A 17,348-nucleotide genomic window follows, 5' to 3' on the forward strand; every position below is an offset into this window, starting at 1 on the left:
CTACGATATTGATACTAAAGAAAAATTCCTTGAAATTCTTCAATTTAAAAATGCACGAGAGCAATTTCTAGAATTTGTTTATGATCATGAAGCGGAGCTAGAAAAATGGCAGCAATTTTATGCCGAGCGTTCGCGAATTCGCATTATAGAATGGCTGAGAAATAATAAATTCCACTTTGTTTTTGAAGAGGATCTTGATTTTACAAAAGTTATTTTAGAACAATTAAAAATACATCTTTTTGATACCAAGGTGAATAAAGAAATTGCTCAAGCGCGTCAGCTACTTCTGAATAAGGCTAAAGTGTATTATTCTAACGAGGCGCTGAACCCTCGTCCAAAAAGAGGGCGTCCTCCCAAGCAATCTACAAAAGTAGAAACTGAGACAACAATTTCTAGCGATATTTATACAAAAGTACCTCAAATTGCTCGGCGTTTTCTATTTTTACCAGAAATTACATCGGCCTCTTCAATAACGTTTTCAGAGAAATTTGATACTGAAGAAGAATTTTTGATCAATCTTCGAGGATCTACTCGAATAGAAGATCAATTAAATCTTGCTCAGCTTTCTGATCGATTTACTTCTTTAAAAGAGCTATCTGCAAAGATAAATTGCGATTCCCTATCTACAGAAGATTTCTTCGGAGAAGAAATTGATGAAGAAATTTCCTCTACTAAGCCTAAGGCTAATAAACGAGGGCGAAAAAAATCACTTGATAGTTTCTAATTTGATTTAGTCTAGTCTATTTCTAATAAAATTATTTAATTTGTTGAATGTACTTACTACTTTATAATAGTATGATCAAATTAAAATATATTTTATGGATATCTATCTTGGTTCTAGTCGACTGTATGGACTGTTTTACTATGTTAGTAGAGTTCCTATAGAGCCTATTCGTCGAGAATGGTCCACCCTTGTAGGTTCAATTGCTTTCTATGCTTCGATTCTTTTTCCCTTAGTGCTGAAACTCTGCTTAGGAGATTTATCTTTGTGGGGTATTATTCTTTATGGGTTTCTGGCATTCGTTACCCTTATTTTTGCTATTCTTGGTATTTCACTACTGCTGTACACTCTTCCAAGAGTAAGAAATGCTATAAAAGATACTTATTATAATGGTATTCATGCCTGGGATTTAACACGCCTCTCAACGACTGTCCCTACCTATGATGTAGAACTACTATCTCCGTTCGATAAATACTTGCCAAGTGATTCTGTTTTAGCTCGAATTGCTTTAACTTTAGAACACTTTATCCCTAGACCTTTTGAATACGGTCTTGTAAATCATGCTACAATGCTTCGTGATTTCCGAAGACGTCCTATTTCGGTTTTTTTCCCAATATTTTTATCAGACAAGAAAATAGACCTATTTGTTGAAGCTTTTCGCAGCGACTTAGATGCTCATATGGCTATGAAAGATTGTTATAGGCTGATTCACGCTAATGCTTTGATTTCAGAATTAGATTTGAAGTCTATCTCCATTTTGCCGAGTTCTGTGACAGCTGTGGACTATCCTTCATTGGAAGGAGATTCTGGAAGAAAGGGCCTTGTTCGTATATACCACCCTTCAAACAAAGCAGAAGATATAAATCAATTTCCCCAACTTATTCCCAATGATCGCTTACCTCAGGGCCCTTTATTTCTATCTTTTTACAGTAATATTAGAAAACAACATGATGCAAAAGAAATATTTGGAAGTAGAAATTTGGGATTCATAAAAGAATCTGTCATATTAAAGGCTCTTGAAGAACTTTTACAGTTATGTCTTCAGCAAAAGAATTTTTTTGCTTTGCAGTGGGATAATATTTATTTTGAATACGGTGATGAAAAGAGTATAAATCCTACTTTAAAAATTCGTTCCATGGTACCAGAAATCACTACTGAGATATCTGAATGTGGAATAGTGTGCGAAGCTTTGCTGCAATGGGCGTCAATTTTGGGAAGTCAAGAGCAGTTGGCTTGGTTAGATGGAAAACTTGATTATCTAGTATTTGATAAAAGTTTAGGAAGCGAAGATTCCAAGCCTCTTCCTGACATGAGAAAAGAAGAAGAGACACTTGAGTCAATAAGATTTCTGTTTCAAACTTCTGAAGAAAGGACGTTAGAAGAAAGAGCTTTGTACTGTCCAGAATTTGATAAAAATAAAAGTTCCTCTGTTCGAGTTATGCTGACGGATTATGAGAAAAACTGTATACGCCGTCGTATATCCCTTAGAGCTAAAGAACTTGAAGCGTTCAGAAAATATGAGGAGAATGTTTTTAAGAAATACTCTTTGAATCGATCTTTTGATAATATTTACGGTTACGAATCGTTGAAAATAAGAGAATTAAAGCAGTTCTTTAATGAGAGGCTGCGACAAAATGCGTTGTGGTCGTCTTTACCTGAAGAAATCAAATCTAAAACTAGGTTGTCAGTAATCAAGTCTTGTGCTCATTGGTTAGGAAAGTCTATGCACGAAAGCAAGGATTCTGATTTTATGTATCGAAATGATTATATGGGTTTACGTTTAGGCTGGTCATTTTGTTTAAGAATGACTTGGATAGCAGAGCCGGGGATAGAGCCTTGGTATCGTGATGCCTCTCAATCTAAGGAGATACTTGCTGCACTTTTAGCTCTTCAACACGGGGGATATATTTCCTTAGTACGTCCACAAACAGAGACTCCGGAGAAAATTACAATTTTACTCTAAAATAACTCTCTAATTAACTTAGTTTTTAGTAGTTATAAGCTTTTACATTAAATAAAAGTTCTATAATATAAGATTCTTTGTTTTATGAGTTTTGGTTTCCAATTATAATTGATTTTATATTAATTATTTAATAGTTTTATGCAGTTTTATAGTCTTGATAGCTATGTTCGTGACATTCCAGAATATACTCATTATAAACGAAGTATAAGAGCTCTTGCTAATGTCGTGATCACGTTTTATGTTTTAGCAATAATTATAGGCTTTTTAATAATATATTCAGCAGGATTGTCTCTGGGAGTAACTTTAGCTTGTGTGAGTACTTACATACTCGGAGTTATTCTTTTGAGTGCGTTTTTGCTTCTACTTGGCTTTAGCCGGCGGGATGAGCTTTTCTCGAGAAATAAAGTTCATGATGCCCACTACCGTGGTCTTCATTTTTGGAATTTAACTCGAAGAGCTTTAACAAAATTTTCAGAGACCTTGCCATATAATAAAGCTCTATATGCTCCTTTCAAAAAATATTTACCCGAGGAATCTTTGTTAGTTAAGATTTCTTTAATTTTAGAGCATTTCATAGAAAACCCTCCTCCTACTTCCCTTATTTACAAGGCCAAGATTTTTCGCGATTATCGAAAAAATCCAGATTCTGTATTTTTCCCTGTTTTTGAAAACAAAAACAATAAAATTATCTGTGAGGCTTTCTGTAATGACGAAAGTGCTCATAACGCTATGAAGGATTGCTACAGACTTATTTTTGCTAAGAACTTGATAAATAAGGCAGAATTTAAAGTTTTAGACGTCATTTCAAGTTCCATGGCAGAAGTTGATTATCCAGCTCCGAGAAATGATGTTGGTAGGCGTGGGTTGGTTCGATTGTATTATGATCAGGAACCATCAGAAGACGATTTTTTTCCTTCACTCATTCCAAATTATCGTTTGCCTCAAGGACCTCTTTATCACCCTTTACGTCAGTCTATGGGAAAAAAAGAAGAAACGGTACTGCAAGGTCTTGAAGAACTTTTACAATTATGTCTTCAGCAAGAATTTTTCTTTGCCTTGCAGTGGGATAACATCTATTTTGATTCTAGAACAACAAACCCCTCTTTAAAAATTCGTTCTATGAATCCTGCGATTGTAACTCATTCTCCTGAACACGGTATTGTATGTGAAGCTCTTGCTCAGTGGGCCTCAGTTTTGGGAAGTGAGGAGCAGATAAAATGGATGGCCTCTAAGCTTGACAAGCTGGCCTTCCCTAAACGCCTTGGGAATCAGAATGCAGAAGTTTTTTCAAATGGAGTGGAAGCAACTTTAGAAACTGAAGAAGACAAAATTCTGGAAGCAGCGGCTGCGTTATTTCAATCTTCTGAAGAGGAAAAAGAAAACACTTTGGATCTTTTTTCTTTTCAGTTATCTCAAGAACCTTTGGTTAAGCTTTCAGAGCAAGAAAAAACTTTTATTCGTTCTCAATTAGAGATTCGCTCTCTGGAGTTAGCATTATTTCGACAATTAGAAAATTCTTTAGGACAAGAGTTTCACTCATTTGATAATTATGATTATGAGAAATCTAAAGAAAAACAGCTAAATAGTTTTGTAAAGGATGCGAAAGTTCGTAATGAGATTGTCTTGGCTTTGCCAGAGGACATCAGAAAGAAAATTAAGAAACCTACTTTAATATCTTGTGCTCGGTGGTTGCTTTCCTTTTTTAATTCGCAGAGTAAAGACCACTTAACGGCTAATCTTTTTGGTAAGGATAATTTCAGCTTGAGAATGACACGGGTTTTGGAGTTAGGTCTAGAATCCTGGTACACTCTTCCTTCTCAAATAGATGAAGTTCGCGCTGCTTTACAGGTTATGAGTTATGCTGGACTTATTTCTTCCTTTTATGAAACAGGAGTTTTAGGAAGATTTGTCATTTTATCCTAAGAGAAGAATTTTTTTGTCTCTAGTTATTTTTCTAATAACCAGATTGTTGCTGTTCCCATAAGTAATTTCTTTTTCTTTTTTAGTTTAAAGCCTGTACGTGTAAATACTTGTTCAAGTTCTGTATCTTTAGGGAGGTTTTGTATACTCTCGCTTAGGTATTGGTAGGCGTTAGGATGTTTTGAATATAACTTCCCAATTGCAGGAACCAAAGCTTTTAGGTAAAGGGTATGGATACCGTGAATCAAACCTCGATTTTGGGGTCGAGTGAGTTCTAATATCCCCAATTTTCCATAAGGTTTTAGAATTCTCATTACTTCAGAAAGCACTTCTTCTGGATTAGAAAGATTTCTTAGACCATAGGCCATTGCAGCTAGAGATTGGGAATTATTTTCTATAGGAAGTTGGGATACGTCGTGTTGTAAGAAAGTCAGTTTTGCATGTTTTGAAGAGCGTTGTTTAGCTATTTGAAGCATTTCCAAAGAAAAATCTATAAGTGTAGCAGAGGATTCTGGATAGGTCTGTAGGTACTTTAAGGCAACTTTTCCTGTTCCTGAGCAAAGATCGACAAGATGATCAGATTTTCCTAACATATGTATTAAAGAATGATTCCAGAAGTAATGGAACCCTAAAGAAAGAATCGCATTGATCTTGTCATACTTTGAAGCTATGGCTCCAAATATCTTCTCAAGATTATGTTTGTTGGTACAAAGTTTCATAATATTTTTTAAATATTTTTAGGCCAGCATAGTCCTCATCTTCTAATCGATAACGACAAAGAGAATAATATTGTTCAAGTTGCTGGTAGGATAAACTTGTTCGTTTATGTGCTGTTTCTAAAACTTCTTTTGGAGATCTTTCAAAATGAGAAAAAGCAGCATTCAAAGTAAGAATTGGCAAAGAGTTTTCTTTCCAGGATGGGTTACAGAGGACTACAGCAAAAACAAAAGGTAGGCCTGTAAGTTCATCCCAGCTCTGTACTAGATCATAGGTTGTAAATCCAGGAATTGTTGGATGCTTTAAAGCAGAATCTCCGATGAGAAGAAGACCTTCATAAGTATCAGGAGAAGAGGTTGCTACCTCAGATGAGGAACAACTATACATTCGAGGTGTTGGAATTTGCCACAAATTCTGACAAAGAATTCTAAGTAGAGCAACAGAAGAGCGACTTTCTTTTGTTATGGCTATCCGAGGTTCTGGAGAAGAAAAAAAAGTTGGAGAAGCATAAAGATTTACACTTTGGATACGTTTATAAGCTGCTATTCCCCATCCAGGAAGGTACCTTAATTTATGAGAAATAGCGCCTACTGCTGAAGTTAAAGCAAGATCTATTTCATTATTCAAGAGCTTCGATAGGAGTTTTGCAGGAGGAGCAAGAACAAGCTTCATCTTTGCATTGCTTAAGAGTTGAAGAGAAAATGGCAAAGCATTGATGTAGCTTACACAGCCAAAGGTTACACTGTTTGAGAATTTGTGAGACATGGAGTTTTCCCTTGCCGCTCAATAAGGTTTGCCATGTTTTTAATATCCAGTTTTGTAGAATAGCCTAAAGATGCCATTTCAAAGATTTTTTCTCCTTGATGTGTTGAAGAAAGATCATTAGCTCCACAAGAAAGCATTTTCAAAGCTTCTTCGATTCCAAAATAGTTCCACATGGCTTTTAAATTAAGGAAATTATCTAAGAAAAGTCGTGCTACAGCAATTAAGGATTTTGGGGGGATTGTATGAGAAAAACCTAATCTTTTAAGTCTTTTTCCTAAAGAATTGTTTAATGTAGCGAATTTTATAGTTACGAAGTTTTTGAAGCCATGAGTTTCGTCTTGAAGATCTCTCAATAACTTCATATGAGTGATGATATCTTCTGGAGTTTCTCTGTGATAGCAAACCATAGTTGAGTTTGTAGGAATTCCAAGTTCATGGGCAAGCTTATGAATTGCTAGATATTTTTCTGGAGAGATTCTCCCTGGAGCAAGAATTTCTCGAACTCTATGAACAAGAATCTCAGCTCCTCCTCCTGGAATGGAGTCAAGACCAGCCTCTTTTAAAGTTATAAGAATCTCTCTTATAGGCATATCATGCAGCTGTTCAAGATAAGCATATTCAATAGCAGAAAGAGCTTTGATATGAAGTTTAGGATACTCTTTTTTTATCAAAGTAAAGAGTTTCGTATAATACTCGAGATTACAAGAAGGGTCACATCCAGCGACAATATGTAGCTCTGTTATAGTTTTTTTTACCTGGTGTATCTGTTCTAAGAGTTGCTCAGGAGAATAGTACCATCCTTTAGGATCACCAGGTTTGGCATAAAAGGAACAGAATGTACAGTTGAAAGCACAAAAGTTTGTAGGATAGAGGTAAAGTGTTGAGGAATAATAAACAACATCACCAACACGCTGTTTACGGATAATATCAGCAAAAGACCATAAAGCTTGGAGATCTTCTTCATTTTTTAAAAGGAGAAGTTGAATCGCATGCTCTGGTGTTAGACGTTCCCCCGATATTAAAGAGTCAAAAATAGTGCGAAGCCAAGGGGATTTAGGAAGGATTGTCTGAGGGGGAGGGGGTACTATCATAAGATTTTGAGTCCGAAGTTACTATTTTTTCTGAGAAGAATCTAATTTTTTTTTATTTCGACAGCAATCAGTTTTTCCACATCCTTTAGAGAGCGGTCGTCCTAAAAAGTAAGACATTAAGAGCAAAATCGAAAGACCTAATCCAATAAGAACTGTAGTAACACCTACTAACAATAAAAAAGACGTCACTTGAAAACCTTCTTTTTGAAGTTTTCTTAATGAAGATCTACCCAAATTGGAGAGCTCCATGCCATAGATAGATCTGTTTGCGTGACTCTAAGATAATAAAAAGCAAACGGAGAGTTTCCGTTTGGATCATCTAGAGTTACAGATCCTAGGGGTTCCATATCATCATATTCGTAATCTAAGTTATATCCTTGAGGGGTAAATGTTGTTAAAACTTCCCCATTACGAATAATCTCTACGGTTTTAAGAGGTGCTGTACCAGCTACAGATCCAGAAATATGACGATTAATAGCTAGCCCTGGTTTCGCTCCTACACATAATTCTGATCCCATAGGAGCAGAGGTAATATTGAAACTGAGATTGATTCTTGGACCTGTTGTTGCATAGCAGTGTCTTTGAAATAGAGCTTCTGTAAGAGAATCACGATGATACTTGTTGCAGATAATTGCAGTAAGTCCGGGAGAATATTGTGTTTGGTTTCCATCAAAGAAATCCTTATAGATTCCTCGATCATCGAGACCCCCAGCGACAAAACCAAAACGTAAGTTTTTTTTGAGACCCTCTATTATTGTCCCTTTAGGATTCATGTTATCCATTCCTTGAATAGGAAAAGGGTTCCCTAAAGCCTCTGTTTGTTCTGAACAACCCCAAGCATTGTAAATTTCTACAACTCTTTCGAATTCTGAATAGAAGTTATCAAAGTTGTATCCGAAACGTTGAGATGCTGTGAAACATGGAATCGAAAGGATTTCATGATTTGCAGTGCTTTTATAAAGCTTAGAAAGAGGAAGATGCTTGTAATCTTTGTGTTTTGAACATGACTTATTTTCTTTCATATGAAGAATATGTCGTATCCCTTCTTCTCCAGAATACTGAAATCCAGAAAGGGTAATAAAACGATCTTCTTCGTTAAAATCTCCAACAGTTTGATTTATAGTTTTCCAAATTTCTGGAGAAGAAAGATTCTGATGCTCAAAAGGCGATGTTGCATAGAAATTTAATGCACGATCATCTCGAAAATAACGCAGGCAAGCTTCGATATTTTCCTCAGAGTCCATACGTTCTGACTCTCCATGAAGGAGTCCCCACATGAGATTGGGAGCTGTATCTTGGAAACATTTGATAGGAGCAGAAGTAAAGATTTCTTGGGTTAAAAGATTTTTAAGTTGAATCCGATAAATTCCTGGTTCATTGAAATAGAGATTAGGAAGAATAACAAATCCTGTTTCAGGAATAAAAAGTTGCCAATTCAGATTTTCTCTTAAATGCTCATATGAAAGCTCTATACGAGTTTCTTCTGGAGAAAAATTTGTTAAGTTATCGAATTCATCTTCGAAGCGAATTGTGATATCAAAACGTTTGTTTTTAATGACATAGGAAGGTGTGAAAATTTGTATTTTTTTTAAGATATTTCCACGGATATCAATCGTAAACACGTCTGGTTCATCATAGCTTCCCTTGCCCGTAGGATCTACATAAAGATAAAAGGGTCTGCGACGCTGAGCAAAGAGTTGAGCTCCATTTCCGGCTGCATCTGTTTGTGGATGATTTGGAGATGGCCCAAGAATGATAACGAAGTTTTCTCCGGGTTCAAGCTCATAAGGAAGAGTAAATTCGAATTGTGGAACAGAACTGAGCTTTACGGGAATAGCTGTTGCTTGAAGAATTTCTCCTCCTGGCATTTCAGCATAAATTACATTGTTGGGTTGAGAAATATCTGTAGAAGGGCTCTCCCAATCTGAGGGTTTTCCGCTTCCTGCTAAGTCAAATTTAAGCTTAGTTCCTGCGGGAAGTGGGGTTGTTAGAGAATAAAGAAATTTCCAAGTGGAGATTTGCCCAGCTCTCGCTATAGAGGGATTAAGATAACAGATAGATCTACGCATAGTAAGAGAAACTTTAGATGATCAAAAAAAGGTGATCATACATTAAGCTCAGGGTTTTTCTCAATTCTCGTCTTTGCTTAGTGTTTGTAGTGCTTCATCTACAGTGTTAAACATTTTGAAATAGGATAGAAATCCTGTGACGTAGAGAGTTTGTTCTATAGTTTTGGGAACAGAAGTTAGAACGATTTTTCCAGAATTTTTTCCGACTTGGTGATAGCTTTGTAAAAGAACGCGAATACCGGCACTTGACATGTAGTCTAAGCTTGTACAATCTAAAATAATATTTTTAGATCCTAATGAGAGAGATTGTGAAATACTTTCTTGGACTTTTGGAGAAGTAATGCCATCAAGTTTGCCTTTGAGATGCAGAATTGTTGTTTTATTGCGATCTTCTTTCTGGATATCATCCATGCAACTTCCTTCAAATCGGTATGACTTACTTAAGTCCTCACTCTGATAAATCTCAGGATTTTTTGCCAAGAGATTTTTCTTGGGATTTTGTAGAATCAGGAGTCGTTAGATTTCCGTTTTCTTGGGGTGATTTTCAACTTACCAACACTTCGTTCAGAACAAGTAATAATTTCTATATCGAAATTTTCGTGGTGAATTTTCATACCTTTTTGTGGAACAGCCCCGGCTTTATGAAAAACATGACCTCCTAAAGTATCGTAGCTATTTCCGTGTTCTATTTTTAGGTTAAAGTATTCCTCGGCATCAGAAATATTCATCCGACCATCAACAATCCAGGAATTTCCGATTTTCTTATAGGGAAGATCTTCTTGAACATCGTATTCATCTGCAATCTCTCCAAAAATTTCTTCAATAATATCTTCCATTGTAGCAATGCCTTCGGTAAAGCCATATTCGTTAACAACAATGGCTAAATGGCGATGTTTTTGTCGGAATTCTTGCAGCAAAGATGCTGCTTTCTTTATTTCGGGAGCATAAAGCGGTGGTTTTGCTACAGAAGACACGGGTTGGAGAAAATCATCAGAATTTTTTGATAATTTCAAAATGTCTTTGACTAGTAGGACTCCTGTGATGTTATCAAGATTTTTTTGATAAATAGGAATCCTACTATAACCTTCTTCTATAATTTTTGGGAGAGCCTCTTGTATAGATATTTCTTCAGGAAGAGCAAAAATATCTATTTTAGGAATCATTACTTCGCGAACGATTAATTTATCGAAAGAAGAGATTGCTTCGGAGAGTTGATTTTGGAAAGCATACGTTGTCCAAAGACAGTCCGAGGATTGTTTGCTATACTGTGATTTTTTGTGAAAAGAAGCAGATAATGAGTGTGGGAAAGTTAATAAAGAACGTAGGGATTGGAGAATTTTTGGAGAAAGTTTTAGAGATAACCATGTGGGGAGTAGGTCACAATACAGGAGACCGGCGATAATATAACTAGGCCAAAAAATTAAAGATTTTATGGGAGATGTAGACGTTAAATAGATCACATGGCCTATGAAGCCATAAAAAATAAGAATAATAGTCGCAACTAGGGTAGATGCTTGAGGGAAACTACATCTTTTTTTTTCTTGGAAATCGTTTTTTGGAGATGTGGACTGAATAGGATCGAGATGTATTTTTTGAGTAAATCTTATTGCAAGAAGAAAAAATAGTAGGAGTATAGCGAGGGCTATGTGAAGCATCTTACGTTTTCAGTAGGGCACATTCTTTTTTTAGAATACATAAGAGTTGATTTTCTTTAACTCTCATTTTTTGTCTTTCTTTTGGGGTTGTATCTGTAAAATTTAACATGTGGAGAAGAGAATGTATCAAATAACGAGAAATTTCTTCGTAGACTTCTTCAGTAAGAGTCGTTTGCTTTAAGAAGCGTTGAGCTGCTTGAGGGCTAATGAAGGCTTCTCCAAGAATATGGGGAGAGGCGGAAGATCCTAAAGAATCTATGGGAAGAGTGATCGTGTCCGTTAAAGAGGGATCTGAAAAAATTTTATTATGAAGCTTAGCTAGAGCTCGATCACTTAAAAAATAAACAAACACTTGATCTGTTGAGATGTTTAGATATCGCAATACTACAGATACAAGCTTTTTTGTAGATTTCGCACTTATTGGTACATATTTTTGCTTATTAGAGACAAAAACTTTGATAGGTTTTGTTTTCAGAGTAAGCTTCCCGATCAAAAGAAAAACTTTATTTTAAAATAGGTGTTTTAGGGAGTCCTGTAGCTCTTTTTGCTTTAGCATCATCCCAACGACCCAGTTTGCGTAAGACTTCTATACGTTCAAATCGTTTAAGAACATTTCTTTTAGTAACCCCTTTAATGGATTTACCGTAACTACGATGACGAGACATAACTAACGTTCCTTTATTTTAGCTAACCAATCTTAGGGATGTAAACACTAACACTATTTAGAGTATTTTCGTGTACTTTATAAGCAATTCTTGGAGCTGCCTCAGGATGATGTATTGCATATTTAGGCTTACGTTTTTTAGGGCATTGTGCTCTACGACGCGCTTGTTTACTCATTCTTGTCATAAATAACTCAATATAGAATTTTTTAACTTTTCTAGAAAATAAAGAGAGAAAACTTCCTTTTACAAGAAAGAGATAGGATAGGGAAAAAATGTTTTTTTTTCAATAAAATGACGAGATCAAGGTAGAGGATCTACAGTTGTCTTAGAAATAGGATTCGAACTTTCTGTTGAAGAAAGAACGCCACAAGAAATGATGTATTTGAAGGCATCTTCTATTTTCATATCTAAGAAGGTTATATTAGATTTTTTAAATAAGGTTAAAAATCCTGATGTAGGATTAGGAGTTGTAGGAATGAAAACTGTAATGAGAGGATCATCTTGATTTTCCTTGTTACATACTAGAGGAGCTTCTCCAGCAACAAGTCCTATACAATGGGTGTAATCATTAGGAAAGGGAACCATAACAACCTGTTTGAAGGATCCTGAATGAGATCCAAAAATAGTTGTCATGACCTGTTGTGTAGCTTTGTATACGGTCTTGATAATGGGAATACGATGGAGGATTTTATCATATATTGACAGTACAGATTTAAAAATCATGAGGCGTGTTAGAAATCCAAGAAGTACTGTTGCAAAGAAAATTCCGAAAAGAAGAATAATTTGTAAAACGAATTTTAGCAGAGCACGGTGCTTTGAATAAAAGGAGATGTTTTCAAAAAAACTTGAAGCAAATCCTACGAAAGGCTGAGTTAGGAAGTTAACAATCATACCAACAATAGCGATAGTGATCGCTAAAGGTAAAAGAATAACAAGCCCTGTAATGAAGTGTTTTCGCATGAAAGTATTAGGGGGATAGCGCATACAGTTTCTTTTACTATATAGTTAGAGAATATTTAAGATAAGATTTTTATATAGTGTTGGTAGGACGGAGAAGAAATCTCCAGGGCATATCACGATATTCTTCCGCATAATCAATTCCTATGCGTGAGGTTGTAAGGACTTTTCCTGAAATTTTTTCATTACTAATGAATAGGTTTGAGGTGTTGAGAGAGATGTTGTTGTGTTTTAAAGTAATATTGAGAGCCTGACATACTTTTCCTGGACCATTGGTCAGAAGATGGAGAGGCTTATTTTCCCATACACGCCTTTGGATCATTAAAGGAAGACCTTCTTTTGGGAGAATGGCACGAATTAAAACTGCATGAGGGAGTTCTTGTGGTCCAGTAACAATATTAAAGAGTGTATGCATACCATAACACCGGTATACGTAAGCTGTGCCACCACGAGCATACATTGCTGCATTTCTTTGTGTTTTCCTATAGTTATAGGCATGACAAGCCTTATCATCTGGACCTCGGTATGCTTCGGTTTCTACAATATAGCCAGAAGTTACCAAATGGTTTTGTCTAGTGACGAGTTTATGTCCTAGAAGAGCTTTTGCTAAAAAGAGGACGTTTTCATTTAGAAAGAAATCTTCTTGTAGCATAGTGAGAAACTATTGTTTTTTCTTAGATTTTCTTACTGGGGATTTTTTTGAGGTTCCTTTTGATTTTGTTGTGATTGCCCACGTAATCGTTTGTGTTAGAAGATCTACTGTAGAGAGTTTCACCTGAATTGAGGCCCCAGGTTTTAGGTTGTCTGGAAGAGATTCTATTGAGGTTTTCTTTTTTAAAGCGTAGTTACTTGGAAGCTGTGCTGTAGGAATGAAACCTTCTTGACAGAATTCTGGAACGGTGAAAGAAATGCCTTCATGGTTATAGGAGATGACAAAAGCATGATAGATTGTTTCAGGCTGTTCTTGTAAAAATCTATTCAGGAAGCGGGCTTTTTTGATGCTTTCAAAAGCATATTCAGCTTTTGCTGCGATTCGCTCCTGAGTGGAACAAGAACGGACGATAATCTCAAGGCGGTTTTCATCCATAGCCATAGGGTTAAAGAGAAGTCTATGAACGACAAGATCAACATATCTTCGGATAGGACTTGTGAAATGTGTGTAATAGTCCAATTTGAGCCCATAATGGCCTTTGTTTTCTGTGGAATAGGAAGCTGTTTTCATGCTTCTTACAAATTGTGAGTGGACGACCTGTTCTAAGGGATGCCCTGTTGTTGTTGTTTGTAATAGGTATTGATAATCTGGCTCTTGAGTGGGTGTTAATTTAATATCAAACCCCATACTTTTAGCTATTTCTTGGAAAGAGATAAGGCTATCATTATTTGGAGGTTCGTGAATGCGGAATGGTAAAGCGATTCCTTGATGAGAGATGTGATAGGCAATAACTTCATTAGCTTTGAGCATGAACTCTTCAATAAGTTTATGAGAAGTGGTCTGAAGATTTTCTATAAGTGCGACAGGTTCTTGGAGATTATCTAAGGACATGGTGAAAGATGGTAAAACAAAACGTATACAACCACGTTCTTCTCTAATGTTTGCAAGTTTTTTGCTTAGAATTTCCATCGTTTGAAGGGTTTTTGAAATAGGATGAGTTTGTTTTTTTTCTAAGATAGCGTCAACTTCATCATAAGTCATGCGATACTTGCTGCGAATTACGCTACGGAAAACTTGATAATCAGAAAGATGGCCGGATTTCGTGAGTGTCATGAAAACGGATACAGCAAGTCTGTCAACATTAGGCTTTAAACTACAGAGATTATCGGAAAGTGCTGAGGGGAGCATAGGAATAACTTTTCCTGGGAAATATACAGAATTGCAACGTTTCTCTGCTTCTTTATCTAGAAAAGAATGTGGTGTGACGTAGTGAGAAACGTCGGCAATATGAACTCCAAGAATGTAATTATTATTGTGATCGTAGGTAAGAGATACTGCGTCATCGAAATCTTTAGCTGTTGCAGAATCTATAGTAAAGCATAGAAGATCGCGAAGATCTTTTCGTGTTCTTAGAGTTTGAACAATGTGTTTTTGAGAAAACTGTTTTGCTTCTTGAAGGGCTTCTTCGATGAAATCTTCTTTGAGGTTATATTCTGCTTTGATTGTAGGGAGGTCAGTTTTAGCATTTGTAATATTCCCAATGAACTCTTGCATTTCTAATGGAGAAGGAGCTTTTGCTGTAGGTTTTTGAGTCCATGGTGGAGTCTTAAGAAGAATACGATCCCCAACTTTGTATGTTCGTCCTGGAAGAAGATTTGCTGTAGCTAGTGCTTCTGGTCCCAGAGAACTGACGTAAACTTGTGCTGTTAGCGGAGTCTCTAAGGATGTAATTGTACCAACGAGAATCGTTTTTCCTCGAGATAGTACAGATGTAATACTGCCTTTCTTTTTTCCTTTATCTCTTGAAAAAGGAGAAACTGAGACGAGAACGCGATCTCCATCTAAAGCTCGTTTTAAATCTCTTGCTGGGATGAAAATATCGTAAGGGTGTTCTTCAGGGTTGTCTGGTGAGACAAAACCAAATCCTTTTTTTGCATGCACAAAGAGTGCCCCTGAAATCAAGATTTTGGATTGTCGATATCCAACTTTTCTAGGTTTTTTTTTTAGCTTTTTCAATAGTTATCCTGTAATTTGTTTAATTTTAGAGGCTTTCTTACAAATTGTGTAGAGTTTTTAATAGAAAGATTCTTTTATGAACAGAACTTCGAGGGAAAAAAATTCCTATCCCCCAAGAGAAGAAGGATAGGATGAAATGAGGATTTTTATTCGTTTTTATCAATGATTTCGACATCAGCATCTTCGATATGCTCTTCTGTTGAAGTGCTATTATTTGCAGCTCCTCCTGCTGGAGGTTTTGTACTAAAACTATGTTTTTTTAAATCTTCTGTATTGATATTGGGTCCGCCTGAGTTTTTAGCGTTTGCTGCAGAGGCTGCTGCAGCCGAAGCAGATTGAGATTGCATAGCTTCGCCGATTTTTTGCATATGTTTACTAAGATCTTCAGAGGCAGCTTTAATTTGTTCAACAGGAGCTTCTTCTTTAAGAGCTGTGCGAACCTTTTCAACACGTTCTTGGATCTCTTTAGTTAGGCTTTCTGGAATTTGATCTTTGTAGTCGCCAAGAGCTTTTTCTGCTCTAAAAATCATGCCATCAGCTTCATTTTTAATTTCAGAAGCTTCTTTACGTTTTTTATCTTCTTCCTTATTGAGCTCTGCTTCACGAACCATTCTTTCAATTTCTTCTTCTTTTAGTCCGGAGCTTGCCTCAATACGAATTTTTTGTTCTTTACCACTGGCAACATCTTTAGCTGAAACGTGAAGAATTCCGTTAGCATCAATATCAAAGGCGACTTCGATTTGAGGATGACCTCTAGGTGCTGGAGGAATATCTGTAAGATCAAATCTTCCAATTTCCTTATTGTCTTTCGCCATAGGGCGCTCTCCCTGGAGAACAACGATGGTTACTGCAGGTTGATTATCTGCTGCTGTGGAGAATATTTGTTTTTTTTGCGTAGGAATTGTTGTATTCCGTTCTACAAGAGGGGTCATGACTCCTCCTAGAGTTTCGATACCTAGGGAAAGTGGAATCACATCGAGAAGAAGAACATCTTTCACCTCTCCTCCTAACACTCCGCCTTGAATCGCAGCTCCAATAGCAACGACTTCATCAGGGTTGACGCCTTTATTTGGTTCTTTTCCAAAAAGTTCTTTTACGGCTGCTTGTACTGCGGGCATTCTTGACATTCCTCCAACAAGAAGAACATCATCAATGTCTCCAGGAGAGAGTTTAGCATCGCTTAATGCTTTTAAGCATGGAGATTTTGTTCTTTCAACAAGAGAAAATGCCAGTTTTTCAAATTGTGCCCGTGTTAGAGTCAAAGCAAGGTGTTTTGGCCCTTGAGCGTCCATAGTGATAAAGGGTTGGTTAATTTCTGTAGAAGAAACTCCAGAAAGCTCTATTTTAGCCTTCTCTGCGGCATCCTTAAGTCTTTGGAGAGCCATATTATCTTTACTAAGATCAATACCCTCTTGTTTTTGGAATTCTTCTATCATCCATTTGATAATAACTTCATCAAAGTCATCTCCTCCGAGATGGGTATCTCCATTTGTAGAGAGTACCTCAAAAACACCATCTCCAATTTCTAAAATAGAGATATCGAAAGTACCTCCTCCAAGGTCAAAGACAGCTATTTTTTTATCCCCAGCTTTATCGATACCGTAAGCAAGAGCAGCTGCTGTTGGCTCAGGGATAATGCGCTTTACATCGAGACCCGCTATACGTCCTGCATCTTTTGTTGAGGCTCTTTGAGAATCATTGAAATATGCTGGAACAGTAATGACAGCTTCCGTTACGGTTTCACCTAAGTAAGCTTCTGCTGTTTCTTTCATTTTCATTAAAATTTGTGCACCGATTTCTTCTGGGGTGTATTGCTTCCCATCCACATCGAACACAGCATCACCTTTAGAGCCTGCAACGACTTTATAAGGAACGGTTTTAATTTCAGAAGCAACTTCACTGTATTTTCTTCCGATAAATCGTTTTGTAGAACCTAAAGTTTTTTCTGGATTAGTTACAGCTTGACGTTTAGCAGGAATACCAACGAGTTTGTCTTGGCCTTTAAAAGCAACGATTGAAGGTGTTGTTCTTGTTCCTTCTGACGATACGATAACTTTAGCCTGTCCTCCTTCCATAACAGATACGCAGGAGTTCGTTGTTCCTAAGTCTATACCGATAATTTTATTAGATTTTTTGTTCATGGTGAGTACCTAATAT

16 protein-coding genes are annotated in these 17,348 nt (G+C 36.5%); 3 read left to right on the forward strand and 13 right to left on the reverse strand.

Annotated features, from left to right (window positions below; translation table 11 throughout):
• The 3 genes from JMS40_RS02540 to JMS40_RS02550 all read left to right on the forward strand — a co-directional run.
• Window positions 1–724, forward strand: a 724-nt coding sequence (locus tag JMS40_RS02540; RefSeq protein ID WP_201456711.1) for a UPF0158 family protein, incomplete at its 5' end; no start/stop codon positions are given.
• A gap of 94 nt (window positions 725–818) precedes the next feature.
• Window positions 819–2,684 (forward strand): hypothetical protein, encoded by a 1,866-nt coding sequence (locus JMS40_RS02545; protein ID WP_201456712.1) that lies wholly within the window; start codon window positions 819–821, stop codon window positions 2,682–2,684.
• Between the two features lie 138 nt (window positions 2,685–2,822).
• Entirely contained in the window at window positions 2,823–4,607 is a 1,785-nt protein-coding gene (locus tag JMS40_RS02550; protein ID WP_201456713.1) for a hypothetical protein, read from the forward strand.
• A 23-nt stretch (window positions 4,608–4,630) separates the two neighbouring features.
• Here the strand turns inward: JMS40_RS02550 and ubiE are convergent, their stop codons facing one another.
• The 13 genes from ubiE to dnaK all read right to left on the reverse strand — a co-directional run bounded on the left by ubiE (window position 4,631) and on the right by dnaK (window position 17,332).
• The gene (gene ubiE / locus JMS40_RS02555; protein ID WP_201456714.1) at window positions 4,631–5,323 is read right to left on the reverse strand and encodes a bifunctional demethylmenaquinone methyltransferase/2-methoxy-6-polyprenyl-1,4-benzoquinol methylase UbiE; all 693 of its coding nucleotides are present in this window, start codon (window positions 5,321–5,323) and stop codon (window positions 4,631–4,633) included.
• Entirely contained in the window at window positions 5,298–6,086 is a 789-nt protein-coding gene (locus JMS40_RS02560; protein WP_201456715.1) for a menaquinone biosynthesis protein, read from the reverse strand. The genes ubiE and JMS40_RS02560 overlap by 26 nt, the downstream gene beginning before the upstream one ends.
• Window positions 6,059–7,177 (reverse strand): CofH family radical SAM protein, encoded by a 1,119-nt coding sequence (locus JMS40_RS02565; protein WP_201456716.1) that lies wholly within the window; start codon window positions 7,175–7,177, stop codon window positions 6,059–6,061. Before JMS40_RS02565 ends, JMS40_RS02560 begins: the two co-directional genes overlap by 28 nt.
• Before the next feature lie 215 nt (window positions 7,178–7,392).
• Window positions 7,393–9,246 (reverse strand): DUF3604 domain-containing protein, encoded by a 1,854-nt coding sequence (locus tag JMS40_RS02570; protein WP_201456717.1) that lies wholly within the window; start codon window positions 9,244–9,246, stop codon window positions 7,393–7,395.
• A 60-nt stretch (window positions 9,247–9,306) separates the two neighbouring features.
• On the reverse strand, window positions 9,307–9,657 hold the full coding sequence (locus JMS40_RS02575; RefSeq protein WP_201456746.1) for an anti-sigma factor antagonist: 351 nt from the start codon (window positions 9,655–9,657) through the stop codon (window positions 9,307–9,309).
• A 95-nt stretch (window positions 9,658–9,752) separates the two neighbouring features.
• Window positions 9,753–10,901, reverse strand: a complete 1,149-nt coding sequence (locus tag JMS40_RS02580) for a hemolysin family protein (protein ID WP_201456718.1) — start codon at window positions 10,899–10,901, stop codon at window positions 9,753–9,755.
• 1 nt (window position 10,902) lies between these two features.
• Window positions 10,903–11,376 (reverse strand): rRNA maturation RNase YbeY, encoded by a 474-nt coding sequence (gene ybeY, locus JMS40_RS02585; protein WP_201456747.1) that lies wholly within the window; start codon window positions 11,374–11,376, stop codon window positions 10,903–10,905.
• A gap of 28 nt (window positions 11,377–11,404) precedes the next feature.
• Window positions 11,405–11,566, reverse strand: a complete 162-nt coding sequence (locus tag JMS40_RS02590) for a small basic protein (RefSeq protein ID WP_201456719.1) — start codon at window positions 11,564–11,566, stop codon at window positions 11,405–11,407.
• 22 nt (window positions 11,567–11,588) lie between these two features.
• Window positions 11,589–11,750: a hypothetical protein gene (locus tag JMS40_RS02595; protein ID WP_201456720.1), complete on the reverse strand. Its 162-nt coding sequence runs from the start codon at window positions 11,748–11,750 to the stop codon at window positions 11,589–11,591.
• A gap of 116 nt (window positions 11,751–11,866) precedes the next feature.
• On the reverse strand, window positions 11,867–12,526 hold the full coding sequence (locus tag JMS40_RS02600; RefSeq protein WP_201456748.1) for a DUF502 domain-containing protein: 660 nt from the start codon (window positions 12,524–12,526) through the stop codon (window positions 11,867–11,869).
• Window positions 12,527–12,596: 70 nt separating this feature from the next.
• The gene (locus tag JMS40_RS02605; RefSeq protein WP_201456721.1) at window positions 12,597–13,175 is read right to left on the reverse strand and encodes a DNA-3-methyladenine glycosylase; all 579 of its coding nucleotides are present in this window, start codon (window positions 13,173–13,175) and stop codon (window positions 12,597–12,599) included.
• Between the two features lie 9 nt (window positions 13,176–13,184).
• A complete protein-coding gene (locus JMS40_RS02610; protein ID WP_201456722.1) occupies window positions 13,185–15,191 on the reverse strand; it encodes a ribonuclease R family protein in 2,007 nt (668 codons plus the stop codon).
• A 146-nt stretch (window positions 15,192–15,337) separates the two neighbouring features.
• Window positions 15,338–17,332, reverse strand: a complete 1,995-nt coding sequence (gene dnaK, locus JMS40_RS02615; RefSeq protein ID WP_201456723.1) for a molecular chaperone DnaK — start codon at window positions 17,330–17,332, stop codon at window positions 15,338–15,340.
• Window positions 17,333–17,348 lie beyond the last annotated feature (16 nt).

Source organism: Chlamydia sp. 17-3921 (assembly GCF_902705545.1).
In the GTDB taxonomy this organism is placed as follows: Bacteria; Chlamydiota; Chlamydiia; order Chlamydiales; family Chlamydiaceae; genus Chlamydia.

Coding starts and splice junctions, on each gene's coding strand:
- ubiE (WP_201456714.1), bottom strand. CDS start 5,323: ATGAAACTTTGTACCAACAAACATAATCTTGAGAAGATATTTGGAGCC.
- JMS40_RS02580 (WP_201456718.1), bottom strand. CDS start 10,901: ATGCTTCACATAGCCCTCGCTATACTCCTACTATTTTTTCTTCTTGCA.
- JMS40_RS02560 (WP_201456715.1), bottom strand. CDS start 6,086: ATGTCTCACAAATTCTCAAACAGTGTAACCTTTGGCTGTGTAAGCTAC.
- JMS40_RS02600 (WP_201456748.1), bottom strand. CDS start 12,526: ATGCGAAAACACTTCATTACAGGGCTTGTTATTCTTTTACCTTTAGCG.
- JMS40_RS02565 (WP_201456716.1), bottom strand. CDS start 7,177: ATGATAGTACCCCCTCCCCCTCAGACAATCCTTCCTAAATCCCCTTGG.
- JMS40_RS02575 (WP_201456746.1), bottom strand. CDS start 9,657: ATGGATGATATCCAGAAAGAAGATCGCAATAAAACAACAATTCTGCAT.
- JMS40_RS02605 (WP_201456721.1), bottom strand. CDS start 13,175: ATGCTACAAGAAGATTTCTTTCTAAATGAAAACGTCCTCTTTTTAGCA.
- JMS40_RS02595 (WP_201456720.1), bottom strand. CDS start 11,750: ATGACAAGAATGAGTAAACAAGCGCGTCGTAGAGCACAATGCCCTAAA.
- dnaK (WP_201456723.1), bottom strand. CDS start 17,332: ATGAACAAAAAATCTAATAAAATTATCGGTATAGACTTAGGAACAACG.
- JMS40_RS02550 (WP_201456713.1), top strand. CDS start 2,823: ATGCAGTTTTATAGTCTTGATAGCTATGTTCGTGACATTCCAGAATAT.
- JMS40_RS02545 (WP_201456712.1), top strand. CDS start 819: ATGGATATCTATCTTGGTTCTAGTCGACTGTATGGACTGTTTTACTAT.
- JMS40_RS02590 (WP_201456719.1), bottom strand. CDS start 11,566: ATGTCTCGTCATCGTAGTTACGGTAAATCCATTAAAGGGGTTACTAAA.
- JMS40_RS02570 (WP_201456717.1), bottom strand. CDS start 9,246: ATGCGTAGATCTATCTGTTATCTTAATCCCTCTATAGCGAGAGCTGGG.